Here is a 25,167-nt window from a genome sequence, read left to right as displayed (position 1 = left end):
AAGCACTAGTTACTGGAGGCTCCAACGCTCAGTTGCGGCCCAATCTTCAAGCGGATTGGGCCGTTTTCCTTGCCCCGGTCGCTCCTGAGAAGCGAAACGATCAGTTCACCGGTCTTGCGGCCGATTTCGGCTGGATGCGGATCGATTGTCGTGAGCGTCGGCACGCAAACGGACGAAATGTCATAAGCGCCGAAACCCGCAACGGCGATGTCGTCCGGAACCTTGACCCCTTTGCGTGCGCATTCCGTGAGCGCTCCGAATGCCGACAGGTCCGAAACACAAATCACGGCCTGGGTGTCCGGATAGTCGCCCAGCAGCCGGGACATGGCATCCGCGCCTTCGCGCATCGAAATGGGCGGTTCACCGGCACCGATCAGGCGTTCCGGTGAGAGGCCCTCTTCTTCCATCGCCCGGATGAACCCGCGGCGACGGTCCGCGCCCCGCGTGTCACCATCCGTGTCGCCGCCAATGAAGGCAATGCGCTTTCGGCCGGACCCCACCAGATGGCGCACAAGATCGTGCATGGTTTCGGCGTTGGAAAAGCCGACGACATGATCAATCGGGTCTTCAGGCAGATCCCAGGTCTCGACGACCGGGATATTGGCGCGCTCCAGAAGTTGCCGGGTCCTTTGTGTATGACGGCCCCCCGTCAGGACGATTGCTTCCGGGCGCCGCCTCAGAAACTGCTCAACGATGCCTTCTTCTTCATGAATGTCGTAGTTGCTATAGCCGAGCAGGACCTGCAGATCCGCATCCTTGAGCACTTCCGACAAGGCACCAACCGTGTCGGCGAAGTTGGCATTGTTCAGGGATGGAATGGCGACCGCGACGAATCCGGTCCGCTGGGACCGAAACGTTGCCGCGTTGCTGTCAAAAACATACCCGAGATCTTCGGCAATCTTCAGGATTCGTTTCCTGGTCTCTTCGCCGACCGAGGCATGCTGCTTGAACGCGCGGCTGACGGTCATGACGGAAACGCCCGCCTTCTGCGCAACATCCTTCATCGTCACTGTGCGCTGCATTCATCCTCCGCCCGGGTTTCCTGCCTATTGATAGGCAAAATGAACCCGTTACTGCAATCGCATCGGCTGGCTCAGGGAAAAGAGACACAGGTTTCAACAAAAATGGCCAGCCAACCCCGCATCACGCCTTTCCGGCGTACGCATTCGCCTCCGTCACATGGTGATGGATCTTTCCATCAAAATACTCTGTGACGATCTCGCCGGTGACTTCCCGGGATCTGTTTCGCGCATCGCTTTTGAGCGCACCCGTCATGGTTTCGCGATCGGGATAACTGATTGCGAGAATAAGCGGGTATTCCGGCGCGCCCTCGTCCCGTTCCTCGCCAAACATGACGCGGACATCGCTGTTGCCGGGAAACTGGCGCCACAACGGCACCAGCCGCTCCGTAACAGCAGCGCGAAACGCACCGGTCTTGCCTGCTTTGACACTGCCTTCGAACAGAGCGAAACGCGTGATCATTTGAATTGCTCCTTGTTCGGGCCCTTGAAAAACTCCATCAGGGCCGCTTCATCCTCGCCGCCGAGTCCAGCCGCTGTCAGCATGCGGTGGACCTCCGCGCAAAGCGCAGTGAGCGGCATCGCGGTGTTACTGCGCCTTGCCAGATCCAAGGCTCCGTTGAGATCCTTCACCATGTTGTCGATCCGCCCGGTGCGCCGGTAATCTCGCGCGACGTAGCGCGGCATGTATTCCTGAAGAAGCGCACTGTCTGCACGCCCTCCCTTCAACGCCGTTGGGATCTTGGCGGCATCGACGCCTGCATCCAGCGCAAGCTGTGTCGCCTCGGCAACCGCCAGAAACCCAAGTCCGCACAAAACCTGGTTGATCAGCTTTGTTGTCTGCCCAGCCCCCACCGGACCCATATGGGTGTAATTGGAACTCACGTGTTTCAGCACATTGTGGGCGTCCGCAACGTCGCCGGCAGCACCGCCGGCCATCAGCGTCAACTCACCGATCAGGGCTTTGGGGGCTCCGCCTGAAAGCGGGCTATCAACCCAGCGCAGTCCGGCATCTTCTGCCTTTTTCGCAAGGTCCTTGGTCGCATCCGGGTCGATGGACGACATGTCGATGATCAGGGTTCCAGGTCTTGCTCCCGCGGCGACCCCGTTCTCCCCAAAGACGGCAAGCTCAACGATCCTGGGTGAATTCAGGCTGGTGATGACATAGTCCGATCGGCCTGCTGCTTCGGCGGCTGAAGCTGCGGCCTCCGCCCCCTTTTTGACAAGGGCGTCAACTTTTTCGGTATCCAGGTCGAACACACAAAGCTGATTGCCGGTTTCCGCAAGGCGGGTCCCGATGGCGCCGCCCATGGCCCCTGCTCCGATAAGGGCTACTTTTTCACTCATTGCTGCTTCCTTCGAATTCCGGCGATCAATGCTTCAACCACCTCGTCGGGTGTTTGATCGATCGAGGCTTTGACGGACAATTCATCGGGTCCGGGCGGCTCGAGCGTGTCCAACTGGCTGTCGAGAAGCGCGACCGGCATGAAGTGTCCGTCACGATGTTTCATGCGTTCGCTCAAAAGCTCGCGCGTTCCCTCAAGATAAAGGAAGGTCACGGGCCTCCCGGCCATTTCCGTGATTTTTTGCCTGTAGGCGCGCTTAAGCGCGGAACACGCGATCACGGTCGGACCGTCTGATTGCCCAAGCTGTCTGCCGACCTTGTCGAGCCAGGGGGCACGATCGTTGTCGTCGAGCGGTTCGCCGCGGCTCATCTTGGCAATGTTCTCAGCCGGATGCAGATCGTCACCGTCAAAAAACCGGCCCCCGATCGCCCTCGCGAACCCTTTTCCGATCTCGCTTTTCCCGCACCCGGAAACCCCCATGACGATATAGGCAACCATCACAGGCACGCCGAAATGCCGCCGTCCACAAAGACGGTGGTTCCGTTCACGAAGGACGAGGCATCGGAGGAAAGAAAAATGCAGGTTCCGACGAGTTCCTCAACGTTGCCCCACCGGCCCGCCGGGGTGCGTTTTTCAAGCCAGGCGCTGAACTCAGGATCATTGACGAGAGCGGCATTGAGCGGCGTGTCGAAGTAACCCGGCGCAAGGCCGTTGCACTGAAGGCCGTGTTTCGCCCAGTCGGTCGCCATGCCTTTCGTGAGGTTTGCCACGGCCCCTTTGGTCATCGTGTAGGGCGCAATTCCTGGCCGCGCGAGCGCTGTCTGAACGGAGCAGATGTTGACGATCTTGCCACGACCGCGCCCGATCATATGCCGCGCCACTGCCTGACCGACATGGAACACGGACGCTATGTTGGTCTGAAGCAATCGTTCGAAGGCATCTGCCGGAAAATCCTCAAGCGGCGTGCGATGCTGCATGCCGGCGTTGTTCACAAGAATGTCGATTGCGCCGGTTTCTGTCTCGAACCCATCAACCGCAAGCCGGGCGCCGTCGTGGTTGGTTACGTCGAAGGCCAACTCGTGAATGCTATGGCCCTCAGAGCGCAGTTTGGCGGCCGCCTCGCCCAGCTTTGCCTGATCGCGGCCGTTCAAAATGATCTCCGCACCCGCCTGCGCCAAACCGCGAGCGAGTGCAAACCCGATCCCCTGGGAAGACCCGGTGATCAGGGCCCGTCTGCCGGACAGGTCGAACAAAGCAAGGCTCATCGGAAATCCTTTTCAACGAAACATTTGACACTTTCATCTGTTATGTTATCGATAACATAACTTGTCAACCCGAGAGATCCAAAATGACCAAACCCGACATTCTCCAGGTCGGTCCCTACCCTGATTGGGATCAGCTGCCGTTGGAAGAAGCCTTCCACATGCATAAGTGTTTTGAGGCGCCGGATCAGTCAGAATTTCTCCGCGCTGTCGGAAAAACAATCAAAGGCATCGCGACACGGGGCGAACTCGGAGCCACAAGGTCGATGATCGAGGCCTGTCCGAACCTTGAGATCATCTCCGTCTACGGTGTCGGTTTCGACGCGGTTGATCTTGACGCCTGCCGGGACCACGGTGTGCGTGTCACAAACACGCCCGACGTTCTGACAAACGACGTGGCGGACCTCGGCGTTGCAATGATGCTGGTACAGTCCCGAGGGATGATCGGCGGCGAAAGCTGGGTGCGGGATGGCAGCTGGCAGGCACAGGGCCTTTATCCCCTCAAAAGCAGGGTCTGGGGCAAAAAGGCCGGCGTGCTTGGCCTCGGCCGGATCGGGTTTGAAGTTGCCAAGCGTCTTGCAGGCTTCGACCTGGACATCTCCTACACGGATGTTTCGCCTAAAGACTACGCACCCGACTGGAATTACGTCGCTGATCCGGTCGAACTGGCTCGGCAGTCTGATTTCCTCTTTGTCACGCTGGCGGCTTCGGCCGCCACCCGGCATATCGTCAACAGGCAAGTGATCGAGGCCGTCGGCCCGGGGGGCATGATCATCAACATCAGCCGCGCGTCGAACATTGACGAAGAGGCTCTGCTGGACGCGCTTGAAAGCAAGCGCCTGGGATCAGCTGCCCTCGACGTCTTCGAGGGCGAGCCCGCGCTCAACCAACGCTTTCTTGAACTCGACAACGTGCTGCTGCAACCCCATCACGCGTCGGGCACTGTGGAAACACGAAAAGCCATGGGCAAGCTCGTCCGGGACAATCTGACAGCCCATTTTGCAGGCAAGGACCTGCTCACTCCCGTCTTGTGAGGCCAACATGAAGTCCATCGTTATTCACGCCGCCAAGGATCTGCGCATTGAGGACCGTGACGTGGCAGAGCCGGGTCCGGGTGAGGTTCAGATCAAACTGGCAACCGGCGGCATCTGCGGATCCGACCTTCACTATTTCAATCATGGTGGCTTTGGTCCGGTAAGGCTCAAGGAACCGATGATTTTGGGCCATGAAGTGTCCGGCCACATCACCGCGCTCGGCGAAGGCGTAACCGGTCTCTCGATCGGCCAACTCGTTGCCGTTTCACCGTCGCGGCCCTGTGGGAACTGCCGCTATTGCCATGAGGGCCGCTACAACCAGTGCCTCAACATGCGATTTTACGGAAGCGCAATGCCTTTTCCGCACATCCAGGGAGCCTTCCGGCAAGTTCTGGTCGCCGATGCCGCACAATGCGCACCGGCAGACGGGCTGACGCCCGGCGAAGCCGCCATGGCTGAACCGCTGGCCGTCTGCCTGCACGCAACCCGTCGCGCCGGCGGAATGATGGGTAAATCGGTTCTGGTCACAGGCTGCGGTCCGATCGGTATCCTTTGTATCCTGGCGGCACGCAGAGCCGGTGCGGACCTGGTTGTCGCAACCGACCTGAGCGAGTTTACGCTGTCAAAGGCCCGCGAAGCTGGAGCGGACGTGACGTTGAATATGTCGAAAGATGCAGAGGCACTTGATCGCTTCACGCCGGAAAAAGGGACCTTCGATATCCTTTACGAATGTTCCGGCGCAGCGCCGGCGCTGTCTGCCGGGATCTCGGCCATGCGTCCGGGAGGGACAATCCTCCAGCTTGGCCTCGGCGGCGACATGAACCTGCCGATGATGGCAATCACAGCCAAGGAACTCTCCCTCAAAGGATCATTCCGGTTTCATGCTGAGTTTTTCACGGCCGTAAGCCTGATGCAAAAGGGCCTCGTCGACGTAAAACCATTCATCACCCAGACGTTTCCATTGAAGGAGTCCCTTGCCGCATTTGAGATGGCCGGTAACCGCAATCAGGCAGTGAAAGCCCAGATCGAATTCGCGTGACGACAACGGAAGTTCGCAAGCAGGTCTCAGCCGCCTTCCCCAAGCGCGGCGAGCCCTGCCTTCGCGACCTCGATATCCTGGTCTCCGGATCCTGAGCCAACCCCGATGCCGCCCAGGAGGACACCTTCATGAACGATTGGAAGACCGCCTGGCAGCCCGGTGACCTTGCCGTCGGAAGCAAAACCGATGGGCGTTCGCACCGCCTCCGGGATGGCCGTCGTCTCAACCCCGGTGGATGCGGCGGTGAGCGCTTTTGCAAGCGCGCTTTTCCGGCTTAGAAACTTGGCACCGGTCATGCGTATTTCGGCAACAACGTCACCTCCTGCATCAACAATGACGATGCACTGAGGTTGCCCTATTTCTTCCGCCCGCGAAACTGCGGCCGTCAGCATGAACAGTGCACCACGATGCGTCAGCCGTTTGGTATCTTGTACAAATTGCATATGGAACACCCGTAAACGCTAATTGTTATCGATAACGTATCGTCTTGAAGCATACCCTGCAAGGGCTTGAGACCGTCAATTCGCAGCCGGTTCCCCTGCCAGCGAGATCTGTCTCTTGCGCGTGAACGCAATGCGACCGCTGCCAATCAGAAACAGCGAGCAACACTCGTTTCGACAAAACAACCGGAGTAGAAGCCCGGCAAAACTTAGGCTGCCAGATAGAGCATTCCTGGTACCCAAAAACATAACAGTGTGAAAGCACCGGCAGTGTTGAAGTTTGGCTTGAAAGAAGAATTCGCAACTGATTTTATTGCGTGTGCGGGGACCTTCCAAATCTTGGAGACGATAGTGAGACTTGTCTGGTACCCTGCCCTCTTTGTGACTGCATTGCTGTTGACGGGAACGCTCTACACGGTCAATCAGCACGCCTCTCGGCTTGACAGGCTAGAGGCGATCAATGCGAGCCAATCCGATGCGTTTGTCAAAGCAGCAGCAAAGCTATGTGGACAGCAGATCGACGATATCGATTTGCTCGACGTCCGTGCCAATCTTGACCCGGAACTATATATTGCCCGTCTGCGCGGGATCTTCCTTCTGTTCACATTGAAGAACCACGGCCTGGATGCCGGAGGATCATTTTGTGAGAAAGAGTTGGAGATCCTGGCCGGTGCTTTAGGGCAGTAGTTGCCTCTCTAATACCCCTCTGCATGACGCTCGTACAGGACAGGGCATCGGCAAACAAGCTGCATAAGCCCCGCCCTTATGCGTTTTCTGTACTTCGCGCGGGCCCTGATCAGCTGGGCCAGCGCGACCTGTTTGCAGATGGCAGATCTTGGCGAAGATGGCACACTATGCGAGGTTAGTGCGCTTTCTCCACAGTAACAGAAGCGGTCCTTTGGACCGTATTGCCGGTCTTGGGTTTCAGATGGAGCCAGGCAACTTCTCCACTGGCAAACTGCAGCCTTCCCCGGCGGGACAGGACAGGAGGATGATGATCGCCGACGACCAGGATCTGTGTATCTTCAAGGTCAGGATTCGATGCGATTTCCCTGACCCGATGCATGACGTCTATCCACATTTCAGTCATGGTGCACACATCCCAGTTGTCGAATGGCCCGCCGGCTTCACAGTCCAGGCGTGGTGTCGCAAGATTTCTTTCAAGTGGCAAATGCGTATTCAGGGTCAGCCAATAGGCAAATCTTGGGCTCTCTTCGCGATTGGTCAGCCAGTTCTCCACCACATTTGCGACTTCCAAATCGCATAACCCGTCGAACGTCAGTCCACAGGTCTTTCCGGACGTAATCGTTGGATCTTCCTTCAGCTGTTCTGCAAAGAAGAGGTTTTGGAACCCAATGTGAGGAAACCAGTCGTCCCGATCAAAAAACTCGCCGGTAAACGCATGAAACGCCGCGGTTTCATAGCCCATCGCAGCAAACCTGGCTGGCAGACAATCATAGTTGGTATCCTTGAGGTAATCCGTGTAGTCACCCCAGCGGCCACACAGTTCTCGGGATTCTGCTGATGTCGTGGAACCGAAATATGGGCTTGTTCCTGTCCTGATTTCAAAGCCGGCTTCAACTTCAGGTGTTTTGAAAACATCCCAAAGCAGGGATTGATGTTCTGGATCCGCGAACGCTCCCATGCCCTCAACCATGACCACCAAAACGTTCTCTCCCGGTTCAGACCGTGCAGATGGTGAAAGATCCGTTTGGTTGATCGCGGACGAAAACTCGGTCTGGTCCCACTGGTACCTCACCAGAACTTTCTGCGATGACATGCTGAGGAGATACACATCCAGTCCAAGAACCACACCACATAGGAGGGTAACAGGAAGAAGACTTACTTTCTTGAAGGTCTGCCTGTTTCGAGCCAATTCAAAAACGTAAAGCCCGACACAAACAAGAACAGAGACGGCCAGCAAAATGTAACTGGCAAATGAAAACACATCGAGACTGGTGGAGTATTTGATCGAATCTATGACCAGTGCAGGTGAGAGACGATATATCTCTGAGACTACCAACACGACATCCAGAAACGCGATCAACCCTGCCAGTAGGACAAGAACAAAGACGTTTATGTGCATGCTTATGACAGCAAGCAAAAAGTAGAGCAAAATGACCAGTAACCTCGGCACACATACGTAGTACGCAAGCACAAAAAACGGGATACTCGGAAGGACGTTTGCGACAAAGGCGAAATAGAGCGCGTCTTTTGAGAAAACTCTCCTTACGCTATTTTGCGCCAATGCAAATGAATACCTAGTTTTAGAATCTGTCGTTAGACGGTGCTGATCAATCGAATTAAACATTCCCGGACACCCTATCCTTGTGGATGTCCCCCACACATGCTTAAAGTTACATAGAAAAATTGCTGAAGTTTTAAGAGTGAGACGTCTCGGGAGATAAGTTCACCGGCCCTACAGACAAATACTCTCTATCACTATTTCCAAATATGCTCTTCTAGGGAGCTCTAAGCATGGAATCCTGTAACCAAGTCAATTCAGATACTCTTCTTCTCCGAGCATTGACTTATGTGCTCAAACTTAAAGCACCGAGACACTCAATGCGAGGCACTATGTGAATATTCGATATGAAAAATGCGGTCAGCAGGTTCACACAAAACCATGCTGACCGCAGTTGTCTCGGCTGCCGAGTGTGCACTTGCCGAGCAAATTTGCTAAGGGTCCAAATCAAGTTTTAGGAGCGAAGCCTCGCTGTGTTTCGCTCAGTTGTGTGCCCAGGGGAGAACAGCGTCACGCTAAGAAACAATATCCGCATTACAACTGCTTCAGGCCCACCGCCACCCCAGCGGAACGACGTCTCGTTTGTACCGGAAAAAGGAAAGTTGGTGTTAGGCACATAGCGAAGACCGTTCGGCTTCACTTTCATCGGTTTTAGCCGGAAACAGCAGGATTTTGCGATCCAATACGCAATGCGCGCAATTGAAGGCAGCGTCAGAAACACCACATTCATCATTCCCATTCCGCCGCATCTGACCAAAACGTTGACCGCATTGAAAGAAGTGCGTTCAAACCAGAGCTTTCTCTGGCCGGAACCGGCGGTTCTAATAAAACTAGAGAGTAATTCTCAGCAGCGTGTCAACGACAAGAGCGTTGAGTGGAGAAGCCAGCGAGCTTTATGCTTTCACACGCTTGCCTCTGAAGAGTGAAAAATCTACGCCGGTGAATTTAGGCACTGCATGTTCTCAGCACTTGGAGGCATCACTTGTGCAGCCAACTTCACTCACGAAACGTGGACGCCGTACCTGGTCCGCACTCAAGGTAAAGCTACCCATGATGCGATTTGTGAGAAAGGGTGTGTACTTAGCTCGTGTCGACACAAAAATCACGGATTCACCCTCGCCTATATCGGGCAGATCGAGGCTGTCCACGTCCGATTGCGTGATGACCGCGTCATCATCGTTACTGCGGCTCCAGACCAGCTCCGGATCATCATCCCCATCGGCGTCGAACACGTTGCGTATGCTCGATATGACAACCGTAAATTCCGAGTCTACCGCGTACTTGCCTGCGATCGCTTCACCAATTGCGACGAGTTCGTCGAAGTCGGCGTCATCGATGGCTTCCCTGTCCCGGGTCGCCAGATCAACAAGCACGGAATTGACTTTCGTCATCGCTTTGTCGCCGCGAAAGCCGTCGTAAAACGAAACCACGTTGATGAAGATCAGAACAAGAAACGGAAGCACCACGGCGAATTCAACAGCAGCAACCGCCTCATTGTCCGTGACCAGCTTGCTTAGCAGAATGTTTCCGGGTTTTTTCATATCAGAAGGGCTCGTTCAGGAAGGCCGTTGAGGAAACCAGCTGATAGCGGCGCGTACCGGTTTTCGTCAGGTTCAGGCCCAGGCCAAGCCCGGGCGTGATCAGATTGACCGTTACGCAGACGCGCATGAAGACAATGCTGTTCGCTGCACCCGGGTTGAATGTGACTGCCGGACTGAGCGCCAAAGAGGAATCCCTGCAAGCCGCATCGCCCTCCGGCAGCGACGACAGCGAACTGATTTCTGTCAGTTCGACGGTGATCTCATTTTCGCAATTCCGAATGACCGAACCCGTTTCTGCGCAGACGGCTTTTTCGATATCCTCTTGCGAGTAGGTTCCATCCTCAACACCTTTCGAAACGGTCCCCGTATACACCTCTTTCGAAATCACGCTGACCGCGTTGTCGACCATTGCCATGCGTGTGAACAGGAGCCCGGCCTCGAAAAGTGAAAAAATCATCGCGAAAAAAACCGGTGCAATGAACGCGAACTCAATCGCTGTCACACCGTTTCTGTCTCGCAGCAGCCGTTTCAGGCCGCAGCCGCTGAGGAGTGTTTTCATCGCGCGCCTCATCAACCCGAAATCCGGAGATTGTTGATCGATGCCGCGATACCGTTGAACGCGCTGGAGAGATCAAACCCCTCGACGTGGTAATAGTCGCTGAGAGACTTGGCGCAATATTTCATGAGGGTATCCTCACTCGATCCGCTCGTGATCTGGTACCCGACGGTGTAGACGTAAATGCTCTGGGTCTTCATCACATCGCACAGGCTTTTGAAATACGCAGTCGCATTCGTCTTGCTGACAATTGTCTGTCGCGTGGAGGAATTGCTTATGTGCGGCTTTTCGCTGCTGGTTGGATCTCTCGGCCGGGTCTGATCCGTAATGCCGCCGTCGGTCATGATCACCGCGATTTTCATGATGTCCTCATCATCAAAGGCTGCCGGCCGGTCCGCGAAGTCGCCGCCCAGCACACCTCTCATGTTTGGAGACAACGCTTTGGCGCCCCACAGGGTGCCGATATCCATTCCCGTCCCGTCCGAAAGCGTCATTTCGTCAATCCGGGCCTTCAGGACATCCGCCTTGTTGGAATTGAAAATCGATTCGGTGTTCGACCTCGGGCACCAGTCGTTCATTGCGCCATATCGCGTGAAGTTGGGGACTTGCGGCCGCGATTTTTCCGGAATGTCGTCAAGGTCGAAATCGTCATCGATGTATTCGATGCAAGTGTTTCCGTGCGTGAACAGGAAGGACTTGGAGGGCACTTCCGCACCGACCGTGTATGTTGCTGAATCTGGATCAGTCACCGCCGAGCTCGCTTCAACCGCATAGCGTTTGTAAAGCGTGTCGCCCAAATTCACTGTCCCACCGAAAAGGACCAGATTGATGGACGTGTGACTGTCCCGTCCGTCACCGAGCATCAGGTCGATAAACTCCTTGGAGGCAGTTATGAGGTCGGCAAGTTTGGCACCCCTCATCGAAGACGAGATGTCCAGGACCAGGGAGATCTCGATTTCGGTCTGCGACTGGACGGCGGTCGATATGGCCGTCACGGTCTGCGTGTCCCGACCGATCAACGACAGGAACGGTGTCTTGAGAGTTACCTCGGCCGTGATCTCGACTTCCTTTGAATTCAGGGCGTTGGTGACTTCGACGGTCGTGTAGCTGAGCGTGTTCCAGGCCGCCCCGTCGGGTTTGTTGGCCGCCATATAGTCGTCGACGACGTCTGACATGTCGCCGCTGTTTGACAGCGATGCGGCGGCCAGGGTCGCGGAATCCAGCATGACCTGCAGGCGTTCCTGCGTTGACGTCATTCGAATGACGTCGACGCTGCCGCAGGCCACAACAATAAGCGGTACTGCGCACAGCGCGGTAAAGATTGCGAAGTTACCGGAATCGTCGTTTCGCAACCGCGCGAATTGCGGGAGCAACCAGGATAGCAGGGGCATCTCACCTCACCAAAGCAAGTTGATCAAGTGCAGAAGAAGACCCCATTCAACGTCTGCGAGCTTACGCTATAATCAAATAACGCAGCAGGAAGTAATAATGAAACAGAAAGACAGATTCTAATTAATAAAAAATGAAGTATCAAAAATAAATATTCAAATATACAACAAAAATAGCGGCGATACCTTTAAAAGATATCACCGCATACTTTTGGAAGCCAAGAAATTTACATGATCTCGAAGACGATAGCACCATTCAGGTGTGACCGTTATGCATTTTGCGCAACTTTTTTAGCGGATGCTGCGTTGCATCGGTTCCTGTTACGGCAAAGTCTTAACGGCACACCGACAGAACAGTCCTGAAAAACTACTCCGTCTCCGGTCTCGGAACGGACTTGAATGGTGTTGTCATCTCAGCGGGATAGGTTCAAATCCACGCTAAACCCGGGCGGAAGGCAGGGCGCCGCGAACAACTAATGTCTTTGCGGGACCACTACGTGGCGGCGCGCTCCGCGGCCCGCCACGACTTGGGATAGTGTCACACAGTCACGCTGTTGACCGCCACGTCCACTTCCACAGTGTCCATAATCAAACGCACTGTATCGCCCATTGACTGGGAATCGATCTCGACCGTCGCGGCCGCCTGCCAGCCTTCTGGGCCCGCAGCACCGTCCGGGTCAACTTCCAGCAGCACATCGCCGTCGGCCTCTCGCGTCGCGCGCGCGTATTCGTCCACATTGGAACCAGGTCCAAAGGCATCGTCCAGAAGCTGTCCAAGATCGATGCGATCGCCTTCTTCGAAATTGTAGTCGAGGATCAGGTTGGCACCGGCAAGTGACTCCAGTACAAAATTGTCTGCAGCGTCTGTCGTTCCTGTCTGCAGGTTCGGCTCGGATTCCCAAAAACGGGTATCGTAGATCGATCCGGTGCTGCCATCGTCGCGGGTGAATGAGCCTTCACGGTCAATGATGTTGTCATTCACATCTTCCCAGGACCCGTCATACTTGCTGTCCTGATCCTCGTAAAAGCTGTCGATGTCGATCGAGGAGATACCAAGGTCTTCCAGGGTCTTCAGTTCCCCATCATCCGTGACACCATCACCATTTTCGTCCACCCACACGCGCAGCTTTTGGTAGGCTTCATCATTCGCATCGATGACACCGTCACCGTTGCTGTCCATCCAGGTCATCGCCTCATGCGCGCCTGCGAAGTATCTGCCAATATCGTCAATGCCGTTGCTGCCTCCCTGAAAGTGTTCACCGACAACTTCCGAGGCATCGTCGATGATCCCATTGCCATTCAGGTCCATCACGAGAAGGCCGTCGCCCGCGCCCATCCAGCCGACCTCTTCCGTGGTACCGTCCAGATCCATGTCGAACTGGACCGAATTGTCCATTTCGATCCCGTTATCGTCCAGATCAAGAACAAGCCCGCCCCGGAAAATTGTCAGGACGTTGGTGATGATGACCTCGCCTTCTTCGGTAACTTCATAGTCGAACTTTATGGTCCGGGCGCTGTCGTCGTCGTCATGCGGCGTCTCGCCCTCCTCATCATAGAAGGCAATGCCGTTGTCGGTATGATCGACGACCGGTTCCCGCGCCTCCTCTTCGTCCTCAGGCGGTCCAATCTGCATGCCAAACCGATACCCCTCACCACCACCGCCATCGCCTTCCGCATCATCCTCGTCGGTGTTGTTTTCGACACCGCCTCCAGCTTCGTTATCAGGGCGGTTTTCTCGCTTGTCGAAATTCGAAAAGTTGAAATCAATCCGAATTTCCCCACTCTCCGGTAGGTCGCCAAGGTCGCCCAGGTTCAAAAACATCTGCCGGCCGTCCGGGCCGTCCAAAGCGTAATCGCCTTCATCCGCCTCAGGGCTTTCGTTGACGCCTTCACTCAGTGCCTCGACCAGGGAAAAATCAACTGGCTCGCCATTGATCCACACAATGAGGTTTTCGAATTCGATGATGTCTCGATAGTGGGTCGGAACCCAGCCACCGTGATTTGGCTGATCCAGCCAAAGAAGAAGGTCGTTGCTCCCGGGCAAGTCACCAACCGGCTCTTCGTCCACGGGGTCTTCGTCTATCGGGTCGTCATCTATCGGGTCATCTGGATCTTCATTCACCGGATCCTCGAGCCCGTTGTTCAGGGCAGCGAGACCCGTTTCCTCATCGCCGTCACCATCCAGTCCTGGCAGGAGGTCTTCTTCTGGAAGCAGATCCTCTGTCTGGAGCGCACTCGGTCCAAGCAAGTCGAGGATGCTGAGCCCAGGTCCAAGATCAGCTATGCCCGGATCTTCAAACGACGGTCCTGAGCCGTCCACCTCATCGAGACGGGTGTCGAGCGTAACCGGCTGGCCGGCAGCCGTCTGTATCTCAGGCACGACTGCAATTCCGGCAATCTCCACGAACTGCACCAGCGAAAGCACGGCCTCACCCTCACCTGAGACCAGAACGGCCGGCGCTGTCCCCTTGCCAGCAAAGAAACCATTGATAAGGACGCTGGCGCCGTTCTCGAAAATCATCTGGAGATCGCCATCAACGCGGAAAAACGAAATCGGCTCGTTCTGCACCGGGCGCAGATCGACAAGCTGCCCGTCAGCAACGGCAAGACCGAGGAACTCTGCCGCTTCGGGCATATTGATCACCAGACTGCCGGACGCAGATGCGGCGGGATCGGCTTGTTGGGGAGCGGCTTGCGTGGCCATGAGTGCTTCTCCTCAAGTTCGAGAAACGGCCTGCCCTGTGTTTTCGCGCACTGCCCAGCGAAAACACGATCTCCGGAATGGCCAGGCAGTTTCCTGGACAATCCGCGCCCCAGGGCACCGTCAGAATTGTGTTCAATGTCCGGACTGGCTCAGGCCGCGCATTCCGCCGTTCCCGTCGCCCGCAAAGAGCTTGGGATCGCAGGAAGCATGACCAGGTCAGTCTTTTTCTGTGTTGAGGGAAATTATGACAGCAGCTCCAGGTGCGCCGTTATGACCATTGAGAAGAAATCACCCGGCCGGAGTTCCGTCTAAATAGGCTAAAAACAACAAAAAATTTTAATGATTACGCAGTTTGCGCAAGCGTTAAAGTTAACGCGCACAGCAACTGCTGTCCTATTTCAAAACTCGCAGGCAGTCGCAAAAAAGGTTAATGCTTCAAGAGGTTGCGATCCGTTGAGCGTCCTTATGGCACCACATGTGCCGCTATGAGTTTTCTAAGGCGTTAACGATTTGTCTCACAGGATCATGCCGAACGCTCGCAGGTTTTGTTGGCATGTGGCTTTCCCCGCCGCTCTGCGCAACCTTTGCCTGACCTGGGACCCACTCGTTTCCAGAGTCACTTTGTTTGAATGAGGCGCGCGCGGCTCCTTAAGGCCGCACAGGTCAGCTGTTGCGTGGTGGAGTGCGGAACAGCAGTTCAGGAGCACGCACCTGCTGCGAGAAACGGTAGAAGAATCGTCAAACACTCACCTCCCCGAATCCCGTCCTCCCCAATGCTTGGCCGCAATCACGAGAGAGAACGAATGTAGACACCCAACGAAGGTTGAGAATTGCGCAAAACGCATAATGAAAGCGTGACGGCGCAGTATACGGGCATCAAATACCTTAACGGTGCGCCGCTCATCGCTGCGCCACTCGGCAACAAACCACTCCAATTCCATGACTTTGGCGTCTTCTGTTTTCCAATTTCCGCAAGAAATTCATGACAAATGCGCACCGCACAAACTCTTCGCGTATGCATCGAATACCACCGCACCTTGCGCAAACAGCATAACCCTCAATCACAGGTTGGGATACCAATAAAGATGCGCAGACAGGCTGTGGGGTGTTGGCGCGCGCAGCAGACCTTCAGTTGAAAAGCGCAAATCCATCGAGAGGTTCGCCCTGCGAGCGCTGGGTCGGCTTGTGTTTTGAAACCGCCTTGATCAAGGCATGGGTCGGCCCGGATGCCTCTTAAATACTTGCCAGACAGAAGGCAGAGACCCCATGAAAAACCTAAAGACCCTCGCATTCTCCACCCTCTTCGCACTTGCAAGTGTGACCGGCGCGAGCGCTTCAGACAATATCAGCTTCCCGGTACCCACTGGCGTTCCCCAGGCAAAGGGCGGCTTCAAGAACTCCGCGGGCGTTGTCGTCACCTCGGTGGAGGTTAATCAGCAGTCGCAAAACGGCTGCGATCAGGACGACCAGACGCATAGCGCCAATGTGGATGACGGCGACGGCTTCTATATCTACTACAACCCGACATGCGACTACGAGTTCCACGTCAAGATCAAGGACTGCCCGAACCAGGAGCTGCACATGTCCGCATCCGACATCCAGTCGGGTCAGACAGAAGCGCATTTGAAGGGCACCTGTGCCGATCCCAAACTCAGCCGTGAAGTGCCGTAACCATAGCCCAGTGACAAACGGGCGCAGCGAGCTTCGCTGACAGGCCGAACCCGCAAAGGCCGACCTCCCCTTCGCGGTCTCCGTTTTTTCGGAAAAGGCATATTTCCCCGCAGTTTGCAGCCCTGCGCCCGCCGGCTGATTGGAGCCGAAGCACTTTTCAGACCCGCAACACGTCTTTGAAGGAAAACTCGCGGATGAGAACACTGGTACTGGCCTTGAGCCTATTTCTGGCGGCCCTCTGCTCGTCAGCTCTCGCCGATGGCAAAAAGCATGTCACGCTGCACATTGTCAACAAGACGCACTACGACTTCATCAACGGCAATGCCGAGCACAAGCAGGTGAATGTCAACAGCGTTCAATCAACGGTTCCCAAAGGACAGACCGGCCTCGTCAAGTTTCATTTCGATGAGGATACGTTTTCCGACGTAAAAATGTACGTGACCTATACCCTCGCGTCCGACGACGGCAACACGGTGGAAGTCAAATACCACGTTACCAAGAGCGGGTTCGACTGCAGCATGGAAGCACCGGCGAACGTTGCCACCAGCCACGATGATTGCAGCGACCCGGATGTCCACTACGAGTTTGACAGCAATCCCAGCTAGCGCCTGGACATCACAAAGAATGCGCCAAATTCCAGGCCTGACGAAAGCTTCTGAGAGGATCCTGAACCGGGTTCGAAAATTGTCGCGCCGGCGGAACGACCGTCTGCGCGCACCCATTTTTTTTGGTCTCTTCCTGCTGCTAGGTTCGTGCGGCGGCAATCTCGTGACCGATAGCGGCATCTACTACAATCGCGGCCTGGAACACTCCTACAACGATCTTCTGCTTGCCAATGTCATTCGCTCCGCAAAAGGCCTGCCAACCTATTTTTCGGCTGTAGGTGACTATTCCGCCAACACGGATTTTTCGCTCAGCAATGACTTCTCTTTCGGCGGCGAGCTCGGCGAACTCTTTCTCGGCGAACTAGACCTTAGCGCCAGCACCGACAGAGACCTGGGCAGAAATGCAAATGTCTCTTCACTTGAGTCGGAACGTTTCGTCCAGGCGATGTTGACACCGCTCAGCCCCAAGCTGTTTCTACTGCTCGCCGAAGGGCGCTCACGCCAGCGCCTCGATCTCATCTCTGTTCTCGCGATCAAATGGATCCTGATCCCGGAGGCAACCGTTGTTCGCATCAGGCGTTCAGCTTTGAAAGCGTGCAGTCAGGAAGCCAATACCTATTCCAGAGAGCTGCGTGCCCTTTGTTCCCATTATCCGCAAACCGTTGCAGAGGCCGCCTGCGCGGGCCCGCTAAGCGCAGACAGCCAGGAAACCGTCCTGCTGCGCAGCGACCCGACCAACCACTGTTCCCATGTCAGGTTCAGGCACTTGATGGAAGCAATCACGATCCTGCAGCCCGCTCTTTTGCGGAACAGTGCTCCGGGCGCCATCACACTGATTGCACAGGAGCAGATTCATCAGGAGGCGACAGCCAGCGCCGCGGCGTCTCCGCCAGCTGCTGGCGGTGGAAAGAAATCGGCGGCAAAACCGTCCCGCAAGGAGGCATCCTCCGCAACGTTGCTTTTCGGCGAAGGCAGCGATTACGCACTTCGTTCGCCGAATGAGATCTTGCAGTATCTCGGAGGGGCCATCAAATCGATGCATGCCCATGGCTCAGGACCCAGGCTTGTCGGGCCTGACGGCCGGAAGATTCCGGTGTTCGAGGTTCTGTCAGGGCCCTTTGGCCTCGGCAGCGCAATAGAAGTGACGGTCGACGGTGAAGTGTTCGGCATCCGCACGCACAGGCTCAAAGAAAACCCAAGCAGCTTTACGCTTCAATCGCTTGCCATTCTCAAGGACATTATCAGCATCAACACGTCGCAGAACGTACTGCCGAAAAATCCGACGGTGTTCTTGCGGTAACGCACCGACCGGCGCCAATGCCCTCTGTTTTTTGCAAGGGTAAAAACCGGACCACTGGCATCGCGAAAAACTCGTAGCTCAGGTCAGGTGCACCCCAGCCTCAACCAGTCACCTGAGACTGCTTTCGTATTTCTGACGCGTTTCAGAGGGCAATTCACCAAACTGCTTGCGGTAGTAGTCGCTGAATCGGCTCCAGTCCCAAAAGCCTGTTTCCGCGGCGATGTCGCCAATGCTCTCGTTCAACCTGGACTGGTCGCGCAGGTGATGGCGCGCCTGGTGCAGTCTCAGGAGTCTTGAGTAAGCGAGCGGACCAAGTCGCACATGTTTTGCAAACGCCTGTTCAACTGACCGTTTTGAGCCCGCCAAAAGCGGCAGGTTCAAACTGCCTGTTTGCTCTGCAATGACCTGATTGATCAGCCGGTGGCGTTCTCGTTTGAAACGCTCATAGGCCGGGCCAATCTGATACTGGGTTATTGACTGGTGCTTGATCCATTCCATGGAGAAGGAATTTGCGACGCTGAAAATCATGTTCTCATCGACTGTCTGAAGCCGATTGCTCGCAGCAGCGCCACCAGCACTTTCCAAAGCCATAAAGGCGTCGGCCTTCAACCTGTCAGATAGCCACTGGGACTGGATACATTGGCCAACCGTACTGAGCGACCTGAACCAATCGGCGACCTGTGGAACAAGCGCGAGACTTTGAAGGAGTGCATCGGCCTCAACGGTTATGATCAACAAGGTACATCTGGGCGGCGTCACACAAAAATTCTCACCATTCGGCGGCACGACGAGAATATGTTCGTTGGTGTAGCTTCGACCTCTGACGAGCGACGGTAACTCATCCATCAAGAGCGAGATTGAAAAGCTGTTCGATCTCAGATGGTACTCCTTTTCGATCGATTGGCTGCAGTATTCCATATGGATGGCGGATCTACCCAATGGCGCAGAAAACAAGGCTCCGTCAAAGCGACCGCGTGTTAATTGCCGGTAATGCAATTCGATGTTTTTGTAGAGGGCTGCCTGTTGATCGAAATCGCGATGCGTCGCTCGAAAGAAAACACTGCTTGAACGACTGAAGCTCTCTGACGGTATCCAGTTTGAACTCATCTAATGTCCCCCTCAAGCACTTTCCGGGTTACGCCGGGTTCAGTGCCTGGCCTCCGGCATGCGCTGGTATAGCGCCGCCTGTCAGCATTCAAACGTTCGCAACTGCTGCATGTCGACAGTTGCACCACCTCGCGGTTTGCTAGCCAAATCTGGCTCTGGTTTCAGACGGCAACTCGCCAAACTGCCGGCGATAGTACGTTGTGAACCTGCTCCAATCCCAGAAGCCTTCTTCCGCCGCGATATCTCCGATGCTCTCGTTCTCCAAGCTCGCATCAAGCAACTTTTGTCTGGCATTATGCAGTCTGACGACCCTCGCGTAGCTCAGCGGCCCCATGTTCACCTGGTTCGAAAAAGCTTGTTCAATGACACGCTGGGATCCGAGATTTTTTGACGCCGCCTTGAACTTCTTGGCTACGTCCTCATGTTTGCCCAAAAGCAGCTTCCTGGCCGCAAGAAAGCGGTCCCGCGATGTCGTGGATCCAGGTGTTCCGATCATGTTTTGCCGCAGCCATTCGAAGTTTAAGCCGGTCACCAGGCCGAAAATGAACGCTTGCTTCACGGCGGCGCGATAGTCGTGTCCCGCATCCGATGCCAGGCATTCCAGTGATGCCAGGGTGTTCGAACGGAGGCGATTTGCAAGCGACGCAGAAGTGACAAAGACAGGGTTCTTGCGCAGATCGCAGAGCCAGTCGCTGACTTCCGGAAGCAGCGCCTCGTGCTCCAGCAGAGCGGTCGTCTTTAGCCTTGCGTAAATGAACAAAGTGTTGGACGGCGTGAGAGCAACGCGTTCAGCTTCAGGCGGACACACTTGCACCCAATCGGTGGACCTCGTGACACCACCAAATGCAATGTCCGGAGGCTTGAGAGCGACCGCGGTCACAAACGAAAAACAATCGCCTTCCAGCTTGACTTCCTTTTCAAGCCTATGGTTGCTGTACTCAATTAGGATCCTGAGGTCGCCGACATCAACTGCGAGAAGACGCCCGCTGAACAGTCCCGCACTGAGCTGCACATAGTGTCTGTTGCCGCCAAAGAGATCGGCTTGAGCACCGCAGTCCTGCAGTTCTTGATCTTGAAAAATATTTAGCCGTTCAGTGACCTGTCTTGACGGAAACCAAATTGCCTTCATCTCTGTTCCAAGTGTCGCATTGCCGTGCGCAAGAGACGAATTCCCGTCAATGTCCCGAGCGCACCGCTTGCGTGAACGATGATCTTTACGCCATCGGTCCATCGCAACCGCTTTCACTGCGTTCGGTTCACGACGCAAACGCAGCCCGATGGTTCAGTCAAACGGCCCCTCCGACCCAACTGCCCCATTCAACTTACTTTAAGGAAATAAGACACGCAGCCAAATCGCGTTATGCGAAAAACGAAATTCGAACCAGAAAGGCACTAAAAAAATAACTCGAAAAAATCATGAGTTTATAAAGTTGCTTATACAACTCCCGCAAACTCGCGTCGTTTCCAAAAAATCATCAGATGACAGGTCGGCATTTGGATTTTCTTTTGGCCAGCGAAAGAGTCCTCTCAGCCAGACACAAAAATTTCAGACAAAAAAAGAAAGCTGAATGGGGAAAAATATCGAAGTAAATTTCAAAAAAATCGCAAATTACTCCAATATTCGAACGCGCTGCGCAAATGGCGTAACTCTCCGACGCAAAAACATGTATTTGATACACAAGAATTCCTCGGATGTCTGGTCCTGTGTATGGAGATTGGTTTGACTGGAATTACTCCGAAACAAAAGGAATGCCTTGAGTGCATCTCCGACTTTATTGAACAAAACGGTCATAGCCCATCACTTGCGGAAATCGGATCAAGCCTTTCGCAAAGCGCAGTGGCAATACATCACAAGGTGAACTCCCTTGCCGAGAGAGGCTACCTTGTAAAGAATGGTGGTGCGCGATCACTTGCACTGACCAGAAAATCAAAACTGCTGCTTGCGTCGCTCAATGCGAATGGATAGAGGCAAAACATCAAAGCGACTGCTGGACAAAGTGCGCAGTGCTGGAGCGTCATCCAAGATAGTAGTCCTGACGCCGGCCGTTTTTCTAAAAGCCATTTTTGAAAAATGAAAATAATTGCGTTTGTGTTGCCGCTGATCGTTGCGACTGTGGCCGTTGCGGATCAAGACCCTAATCGTCCAACTGACCGGATCGCTGCCGACCTAAATATCTCGGAAGCCGTTTTCATAGAGTGCTTTAAACCGGTAAACCCTGAGCCAGACAAATATCCCACCGGTGAGGAGCAGCGGGCCAACAAAGCGATCCTGCTGCCCTGTCTGCAAAAGGCAAACCCGGCGATTACAAATGAGCATTTGGACAAGGTGATGGACACCTACCGGCCGGAAGGTGCGTTTCGGAACTAGGCTGGAGATAAATCCACGCCATTCTCAACCATAGCCGTGCAAGGACCCGCATCTGCGCTACGTTCAGAGTGCCGGCCGGAACGATCTGTGTGCCCCCTCCTATCATCGCCACCCGAAAAATCCTCGCCGTCCCGAGCTTGAGCCGAGGTTACATGGCAAGTGCGGCGCAGGTCCCGGATCAGATCCGGGACGGAACCGAAGATTTGTTGAGAGCGTGAACCAAACACACATCATCCCCGACTTGATCGGGGATCCACTCGTTTCCAGTGTCACCTTGTTTGAATTCGGCACACGCGGTTTCCGTAAAACGAGACAGGCAGCGTGTCGCGTGGTGGAAGACCCCTTTTTGCGCAGACCGCATAACTTCACAGCCGTTTATTCGCTAGCATCAACGCAAATATAGGTTGAGAAGAACTCTTACCTTAATCAGGGATTGTTCGCCAAGGAAAACAGATGACGGACCGTTTAGAACACCCGAGTGATACTTTGCGCTGACACTGATGACTGCTGATCAGATTTACTTCACTTGCTCATCTCGCCCCTGTCAGCGAGCAGGCGATCGGGAACCGTGTCTTTTGTTCTGGTTTGTCATTCGTGTGAATGGATCTCAAAGAGTCGAGGCAGTTCGCGTCTCTGGGGACGATCTGAAGGAAAGGGGACGCGCAAGACGGCGCGCAATTGAACAATTCAGGGTGGAGTTTCCAGACTTTGCCAATGTCCCCGTAACGGCACTTGATCGGGACTGACTCAAAGCCAAATCGTTGAGCCGGGTTTCTGTTTAAAGGCGCAAGATCCGAAGCCTGGTCAGCGCCCTTAGTTTGGACTTTGCGTTGTCGACTTCTCCCGCGTTTCTGACGGGAGCTCTCCAAAATGCTTGCTGTAGTATCCGGTGAACCTGCTCCAGTCCCAAAAGCCCTCTTGCGCCGCGATGTTGCCGATGGATTCATCCCGGTAGCGCTCATCCCTGAGCTTTCTTCGCGCTTTGTGGAGCCGGATGATCCGCGCGTATGAACGGGGGCCCATGTTGGTATGGAGAGCAAAGGCCTGTTCCAGAGATCGCTTGGACCCGAGTTTGGACAAGGCCTGACTGATGTCATGTCCAAGATTGACGGCGTGCTCCGCAATGAGGTTTCTTGCCTTGAGAAAGCGCTCCAGAGCCGGAGACCGGTGTATAACGGCAAACTCCCCGCGCTCGAGCCACTCCAGGGAGAAGCACGTCGAAATACTCGACATCATTGCCTGGTGGACAACCTTGATCGTTCTGCTCTGGTTTGCGCTGTCGACGCCTTTGACACTCTGGATCGTCAGGAATGCATCTTCCCTGATGCGATGGGTGAGCCGCGCTGAACGGACAAACTCCCCGTCCCGCCTCAGTTTGTGGAACCAGTTCCGGACTTCCGGCGTCAGGTTGTCGTGCGTCAGCAACTCCTCGCAATCGACTGTCATGATCAGAAGAGAGCAGTCGACGGACGTGGTCGCCACGGCTTTTCCGCCGGGCGGCAGCACATAGATCCAAGGCTCGGTATCCGTTATTCCGAGTATGGCCTTGGAACAGTCTTCACAAAGACAAATGCAAAACATGAACTTGTCGGGATGAACTTCTATGCGCTTTTCCAAGGCTTGCGCACAGTGTGAAACGTGAAACGAAAGCTTGTCGACCAGAGCAAAAAACAAGCTGCCTTTGAATGCGCCGGGGCTGAGTTGAACAGCCTCCAACTCGATGCCATCGAACAACTTCGCATGGAAGTCCAGATCTTCAGTATGGAACTTGTTCAGCACCAAAGACTGGACGTTTACCGGTTCAAAATCTCCAAACTTATTCAAATCGACATACTTGTTCATGGGTCCTTACCCGCAATGGCCGAAACATCTTCCGACCCTTTTGGATTTTTCAGGATTTGAGTCGTCGCGCCCCTCCTGAAGAGACCTGCTTACCAACGGCTCTTGATGCCGTTTTCCGATGCGAATGTTCGTTTCACTACGGTAACGGCCACCCACCCGGACAATGCGCAAACCAGACAGGTGTGGGGGACCTGTTGGGTCGGGTTCTGCGCTCTGCCCGGGTGAGGCCGTGCTGCCGACATGCCCATGTCGCTTAACGGCAGCAGATTGGCTATTGCGGAAGAGAAATGCCTTGCCTGACGACGAATTTGCGCCGGCAGGAGTGCGCCTTTTAGAAACGAGATCGTCTTGCACACGGCTGTCGCGGGCGCCCACGTAATTACTGGCGCTCAACGCCAAGATCCTGACCAGCCTCTCAGCGGTCTTTGTCCTGTCCGAATGCAACCCATCACATGAGGTCACCACCCCGATCCCCCGATTCGTAACTGCCTAGTTATGAATACGAAAAGAAGGCTTGGGTTCGTTATGCAGAATTCGAACACACTTTGACTGCAAAAATTTGATTTATTTGTTTTAAATCAATATTTTACATCAATGTATGCACAGTTAGCGCAGCACGCGTCCATCGAGCAAAACCGGATGGCTTTATCCGAACTCGGGAAGCGCTGAGTCGGCCTTGTCTTGTTGGAACCAAAGTGTCTTCAAACAAGGCGCGTCACTCTATCCGTCGCGCAAGCGCACAAATTCCGGAACATGGCTTGGTTTTGTGACACCCGACAGATCTTGCGCAGCTTTACGTACGAGCGGATGTCGTCCTTGGCGTTGCGTGCATGTCCACCGAATGAGCTCCTGGCGTCCATGGCCCGGTGACAGAGAACAGGTCTCCGAGCGGCCTCATGATTCCACGCTGGGTCAGCAGGACCGCCAGTCCAAGAGAAGATGCAAATATGATCGTGAAAACCACCATGGCCGCGGTAACCGTACGCCGCCGGCTCGCCAGAGCAGCTCGGGCACCCTCAAGAGTAAACGCAGAGAGCGTCTGTGCAATGGCGTCAAAGGCTTGGTTCAGACTGTCTTCCCTGACTGCAATTTCTTGATGCTCCGCAAGCGCGTCCGTAAGTTTTCCGGTTTCAATCAGATCGAAAAGCTTAAGGGCATGCTCGTTGTAAGTCCGGTGTATCTCGGCAGCGGCGCCGAGAGACTGGTATGTCTTTTCAATCTCCCATCTCGCAGCGTCATCCACGGCCCTGTTTCCAATCGCGCCGGCAAGTTCACGTGCCCGCGAAATTTCCATATGAACTTCCATCGCATTGGTCAGAAAGGCGGTGCGCGCGTGTTGGAAGTCTTCCCTCGCCTTTCGACCTTCCAATTGTTTGAGACCTGCAAGAAGAGATCGCTCCAGATGGACCGACTGTTCAAGTTGTTTCGTCTTTATGCCGATCACTGCGGTCGTCAGAGGAACGTCCCTTTGGGCGAGATCGTCAATCAGGGACCCGATCTCTGCCATTTGCCACAAGGAAGTGGCTACTGTCAGGACCAGACAAGCATGGCAGATCGCGACGAGGCAAATGACCTTGGTTGCGAGCCCCCGCAACATGCCGGACTTCCCGCCTGTTGCGGCTTCTGAAAGATTACTGGATTGCATGCTGGTCTCCGGATTTCAGCACCGGTCGCCCCGGGCCGCATTGGGGCTCCGACTT

General features: G+C 54.9%; 23 protein-coding genes. 8 read left to right on the top strand and 15 right to left on the bottom strand.

Going from position 1 to position 25,167, the window contains the following annotated elements; all coding sequences use genetic code 11:
- Window positions 1-5 precede the first annotated feature (5 nt).
- From RBB47_RS00865 to RBB47_RS00845, 5 genes are all read right to left on the bottom strand, one after another.
- Window positions 6-1,022, bottom strand: coding sequence for a LacI family DNA-binding transcriptional regulator (locus RBB47_RS00865; RefSeq protein ID WP_305983823.1), 1,017 nt, complete (start codon window positions 1,020-1,022; stop codon window positions 6-8).
- Between the two features lie 121 nt (window positions 1,023-1,143).
- Window positions 1,144-1,482, bottom strand: a complete 339-nt coding sequence (locus tag RBB47_RS00860) for a hypothetical protein (protein ID WP_305983822.1) — start codon at window positions 1,480-1,482, stop codon at window positions 1,144-1,146.
- Entirely contained in the window at window positions 1,479-2,366 is an 888-nt protein-coding gene (locus RBB47_RS00855; RefSeq protein ID WP_305983821.1) for an NAD(P)-dependent oxidoreductase, read from the bottom strand. Before RBB47_RS00855 ends, RBB47_RS00860 begins: the two co-directional genes overlap by 4 nt.
- Complete coding sequence (locus tag RBB47_RS00850; protein WP_305983820.1) at window positions 2,363-2,863, bottom strand: gluconokinase; 501 nt, start codon at window positions 2,861-2,863, stop codon at window positions 2,363-2,365. The genes RBB47_RS00855 and RBB47_RS00850 overlap by 4 nt, the downstream gene beginning before the upstream one ends.
- Window positions 2,863-3,630: an SDR family oxidoreductase gene (locus tag RBB47_RS00845; protein WP_305983819.1), complete on the bottom strand. Its 768-nt coding sequence runs from the start codon at window positions 3,628-3,630 to the stop codon at window positions 2,863-2,865. The genes RBB47_RS00850 and RBB47_RS00845 overlap by 1 nt, the downstream gene beginning before the upstream one ends.
- Window positions 3,631-3,713: 83 nt before the next feature.
- On the opposite strand from RBB47_RS00845, the gene RBB47_RS00840 reads away from it, so the two are divergent.
- Window positions 3,714-4,661, top strand: coding sequence for a 2-hydroxyacid dehydrogenase (locus tag RBB47_RS00840; protein ID WP_305983818.1), 948 nt, complete (start codon window positions 3,714-3,716; stop codon window positions 4,659-4,661).
- Window positions 4,662-4,668: 7 nt separating this feature from the next.
- Window positions 4,669-5,700: an L-idonate 5-dehydrogenase gene (locus RBB47_RS00835; RefSeq protein ID WP_305983817.1), complete on the top strand. Its 1,032-nt coding sequence runs from the start codon at window positions 4,669-4,671 to the stop codon at window positions 5,698-5,700.
- A 26-nt stretch (window positions 5,701-5,726) separates the two neighbouring features.
- Here the strand turns inward: RBB47_RS00835 and RBB47_RS00830 are convergent, their stop codons facing one another.
- Entirely contained in the window at window positions 5,727-6,143 is a 417-nt protein-coding gene (locus tag RBB47_RS00830) for a heme-binding protein (RefSeq protein ID WP_305983816.1), read from the bottom strand.
- Between the two features lie 282 nt (window positions 6,144-6,425).
- On the opposite strand from RBB47_RS00830, the gene RBB47_RS00825 reads away from it, so the two are divergent.
- Entirely contained in the window at window positions 6,426-6,827 is a 402-nt protein-coding gene (locus RBB47_RS00825) for a hypothetical protein (protein ID WP_305983815.1), read from the top strand.
- A gap of 175 nt (window positions 6,828-7,002) precedes the next feature.
- Here RBB47_RS00825 and RBB47_RS00820 read toward each other — a convergent pair whose 3' ends face one another.
- The 5 genes from RBB47_RS00820 to RBB47_RS00800 form a co-directional block, all read right to left on the bottom strand.
- A complete protein-coding gene (locus RBB47_RS00820; RefSeq protein WP_305983814.1) occupies window positions 7,003-8,451 on the bottom strand; it encodes a sulfatase-like hydrolase/transferase in 1,449 nt (482 codons plus the stop codon).
- Window positions 8,452-9,347: 896 nt separating this feature from the next.
- Window positions 9,348-9,926 carry a hypothetical protein gene (locus RBB47_RS00815; RefSeq protein WP_305983813.1) on the bottom strand — a complete coding sequence of 193 codons (579 nt, stop codon included), beginning with the start codon at window positions 9,924-9,926 and terminating at the stop codon, window positions 9,348-9,350.
- 1 nt (window position 9,927) lies between these two features.
- Entirely contained in the window at window positions 9,928-10,485 is a 558-nt protein-coding gene (locus tag RBB47_RS00810; protein WP_305983812.1) for a TadE/TadG family type IV pilus assembly protein, read from the bottom strand.
- Between the two features lie 11 nt (window positions 10,486-10,496).
- Entirely contained in the window at window positions 10,497-11,873 is a 1,377-nt protein-coding gene (locus RBB47_RS00805; RefSeq protein ID WP_305983811.1) for a pilus assembly protein, read from the bottom strand.
- Window positions 11,874-12,408: 535 nt separating this feature from the next.
- Window positions 12,409-14,574: a type I secretion C-terminal target domain-containing protein gene (locus tag RBB47_RS00800; protein WP_305983810.1), complete on the bottom strand. Its 2,166-nt coding sequence runs from the start codon at window positions 14,572-14,574 to the stop codon at window positions 12,409-12,411.
- A 1,266-nt stretch (window positions 14,575-15,840) separates the two neighbouring features.
- On the opposite strand from RBB47_RS00800, the gene RBB47_RS00795 reads away from it, so the two are divergent.
- The 3 genes from RBB47_RS00795 to RBB47_RS00785 all read left to right on the top strand — a co-directional run bounded on the left by RBB47_RS00795 (window position 15,841) and on the right by RBB47_RS00785 (window position 18,150).
- Window positions 15,841-16,245 (top strand): hypothetical protein, encoded by a 405-nt coding sequence (locus RBB47_RS00795; protein ID WP_305983809.1) that lies wholly within the window; start codon window positions 15,841-15,843, stop codon window positions 16,243-16,245.
- Window positions 16,246-16,439: 194 nt separating this feature from the next.
- The gene (locus tag RBB47_RS00790) at window positions 16,440-16,850 is read left to right on the top strand and encodes a hypothetical protein (RefSeq protein ID WP_305983808.1); all 411 of its coding nucleotides are present in this window, start codon (window positions 16,440-16,442) and stop codon (window positions 16,848-16,850) included.
- A 19-nt stretch (window positions 16,851-16,869) separates the two neighbouring features.
- On the top strand, window positions 16,870-18,150 hold the full coding sequence (locus RBB47_RS00785; RefSeq protein WP_305983807.1) for a hypothetical protein: 1,281 nt from the start codon (window positions 16,870-16,872) through the stop codon (window positions 18,148-18,150).
- A gap of 108 nt (window positions 18,151-18,258) precedes the next feature.
- Here the strand turns inward: RBB47_RS00785 and RBB47_RS00780 are convergent, their stop codons facing one another.
- Window positions 18,259-19,068, bottom strand: coding sequence for a helix-turn-helix domain-containing protein (locus RBB47_RS00780; protein WP_305983806.1), 810 nt, complete (start codon window positions 19,066-19,068; stop codon window positions 18,259-18,261).
- 328 nt (window positions 19,069-19,396) lie between these two features.
- Window positions 19,397-20,386: a helix-turn-helix domain-containing protein gene (locus tag RBB47_RS00775; RefSeq protein ID WP_305983805.1), complete on the bottom strand. Its 990-nt coding sequence runs from the start codon at window positions 20,384-20,386 to the stop codon at window positions 19,397-19,399.
- Window positions 20,387-20,965: 579 nt separating this feature from the next.
- Here RBB47_RS00775 and RBB47_RS30980 point away from each other — a divergent pair.
- Both RBB47_RS30980 and RBB47_RS00770 read left to right on the top strand, forming a co-directional pair.
- A complete protein-coding gene (locus RBB47_RS30980) occupies window positions 20,966-21,223 on the top strand; it encodes a LexA family protein (RefSeq protein WP_371932715.1) in 258 nt (85 codons plus the stop codon).
- Window positions 21,224-21,349: 126 nt separating this feature from the next.
- A complete protein-coding gene (locus tag RBB47_RS00770) occupies window positions 21,350-21,625 on the top strand; it encodes a hypothetical protein (RefSeq protein WP_305983804.1) in 276 nt (91 codons plus the stop codon).
- Between the two features lie 813 nt (window positions 21,626-22,438).
- Here RBB47_RS00770 and RBB47_RS00765 read toward each other — a convergent pair.
- Window positions 22,439-23,467: an AraC family transcriptional regulator gene (locus tag RBB47_RS00765; RefSeq protein ID WP_305983803.1), complete on the bottom strand. Its 1,029-nt coding sequence runs from the start codon at window positions 23,465-23,467 to the stop codon at window positions 22,439-22,441.
- 793 nt (window positions 23,468-24,260) lie between these two features.
- Window positions 24,261-25,112: a hypothetical protein gene (locus RBB47_RS00760; RefSeq protein WP_305983802.1), complete on the bottom strand. Its 852-nt coding sequence runs from the start codon at window positions 25,110-25,112 to the stop codon at window positions 24,261-24,263.
- Window positions 25,113-25,167: the final 55 nt, after the last annotated feature.

The organism is Roseibium sp. MMSF_3544 (assembly GCF_030732845.1).
Classification (GTDB): Bacteria; Pseudomonadota; Alphaproteobacteria; order Rhizobiales; family Stappiaceae; genus Roseibium.
The sequence above is the reverse complement of the archived record's forward strand: the minus strand, read 5'-3'. Positions and strand labels throughout refer to the sequence as shown.

Bases quoted from the DNA above. Each gene is read 5' to 3' on its own strand.
- RBB47_RS00800 (WP_305983810.1), bottom strand. From the start codon at position 14,574: ATGGCCACGCAAGCCGCTCCCCAACAAGCCGATCCCGCCGCATCTGCG.
- RBB47_RS00810 (WP_305983812.1), bottom strand. From the start codon at position 10,485: ATGAAAACACTCCTCAGCGGCTGCGGCCTGAAACGGCTGCTGCGAGAC.
- RBB47_RS00805 (WP_305983811.1), bottom strand. From the start codon at position 11,873: ATGCCCCTGCTATCCTGGTTGCTCCCGCAATTCGCGCGGTTGCGAAAC.
- RBB47_RS00845 (WP_305983819.1), bottom strand. From the start codon at position 3,630: ATGAGCCTTGCTTTGTTCGACCTGTCCGGCAGACGGGCCCTGATCACC.
- RBB47_RS00850 (WP_305983820.1), bottom strand. From the start codon at position 2,863: ATGGTTGCCTATATCGTCATGGGGGTTTCCGGGTGCGGGAAAAGCGAG.
- RBB47_RS00785 (WP_305983807.1), top strand. From the start codon at position 16,870: ATGCGCCAAATTCCAGGCCTGACGAAAGCTTCTGAGAGGATCCTGAAC.
- RBB47_RS00840 (WP_305983818.1), top strand. From the start codon at position 3,714: ATGACCAAACCCGACATTCTCCAGGTCGGTCCCTACCCTGATTGGGAT.
- RBB47_RS00765 (WP_305983803.1), bottom strand. From the start codon at position 23,467: ATGAACAAGTATGTCGATTTGAATAAGTTTGGAGATTTTGAACCGGTA.
- RBB47_RS00820 (WP_305983814.1), bottom strand. From the start codon at position 8,451: ATGTTTAATTCGATTGATCAGCACCGTCTAACGACAGATTCTAAAACT.
- RBB47_RS00780 (WP_305983806.1), bottom strand. From the start codon at position 19,068: ATGGAATACTGCAGCCAATCGATCGAAAAGGAGTACCATCTGAGATCG.
- RBB47_RS00855 (WP_305983821.1), bottom strand. From the start codon at position 2,366: ATGAGTGAAAAAGTAGCCCTTATCGGAGCAGGGGCCATGGGCGGCGCC.
- RBB47_RS00860 (WP_305983822.1), bottom strand. From the start codon at position 1,482: ATGATCACGCGTTTCGCTCTGTTCGAAGGCAGTGTCAAAGCAGGCAAG.
- RBB47_RS00760 (WP_305983802.1), bottom strand. From the start codon at position 25,112: ATGCAATCCAGTAATCTTTCAGAAGCCGCAACAGGCGGGAAGTCCGGC.
- RBB47_RS00790 (WP_305983808.1), top strand. From the start codon at position 16,440: ATGAGAACACTGGTACTGGCCTTGAGCCTATTTCTGGCGGCCCTCTGC.
- RBB47_RS00815 (WP_305983813.1), bottom strand. From the start codon at position 9,926: ATGAAAAAACCCGGAAACATTCTGCTAAGCAAGCTGGTCACGGACAAT.
- RBB47_RS00795 (WP_305983809.1), top strand. From the start codon at position 15,841: ATGAAAAACCTAAAGACCCTCGCATTCTCCACCCTCTTCGCACTTGCA.
- RBB47_RS00830 (WP_305983816.1), bottom strand. From the start codon at position 6,143: ATGCAATTTGTACAAGATACCAAACGGCTGACGCATCGTGGTGCACTG.
- RBB47_RS00835 (WP_305983817.1), top strand. From the start codon at position 4,669: ATGAAGTCCATCGTTATTCACGCCGCCAAGGATCTGCGCATTGAGGAC.
- RBB47_RS00775 (WP_305983805.1), bottom strand. From the start codon at position 20,386: ATGAAGGCAATTTGGTTTCCGTCAAGACAGGTCACTGAACGGCTAAAT.
- RBB47_RS00865 (WP_305983823.1), bottom strand. From the start codon at position 1,022: ATGCAGCGCACAGTGACGATGAAGGATGTTGCGCAGAAGGCGGGCGTT.
- RBB47_RS30980 (WP_371932715.1), top strand. From the start codon at position 20,966: ATGGAGATTGGTTTGACTGGAATTACTCCGAAACAAAAGGAATGCCTT.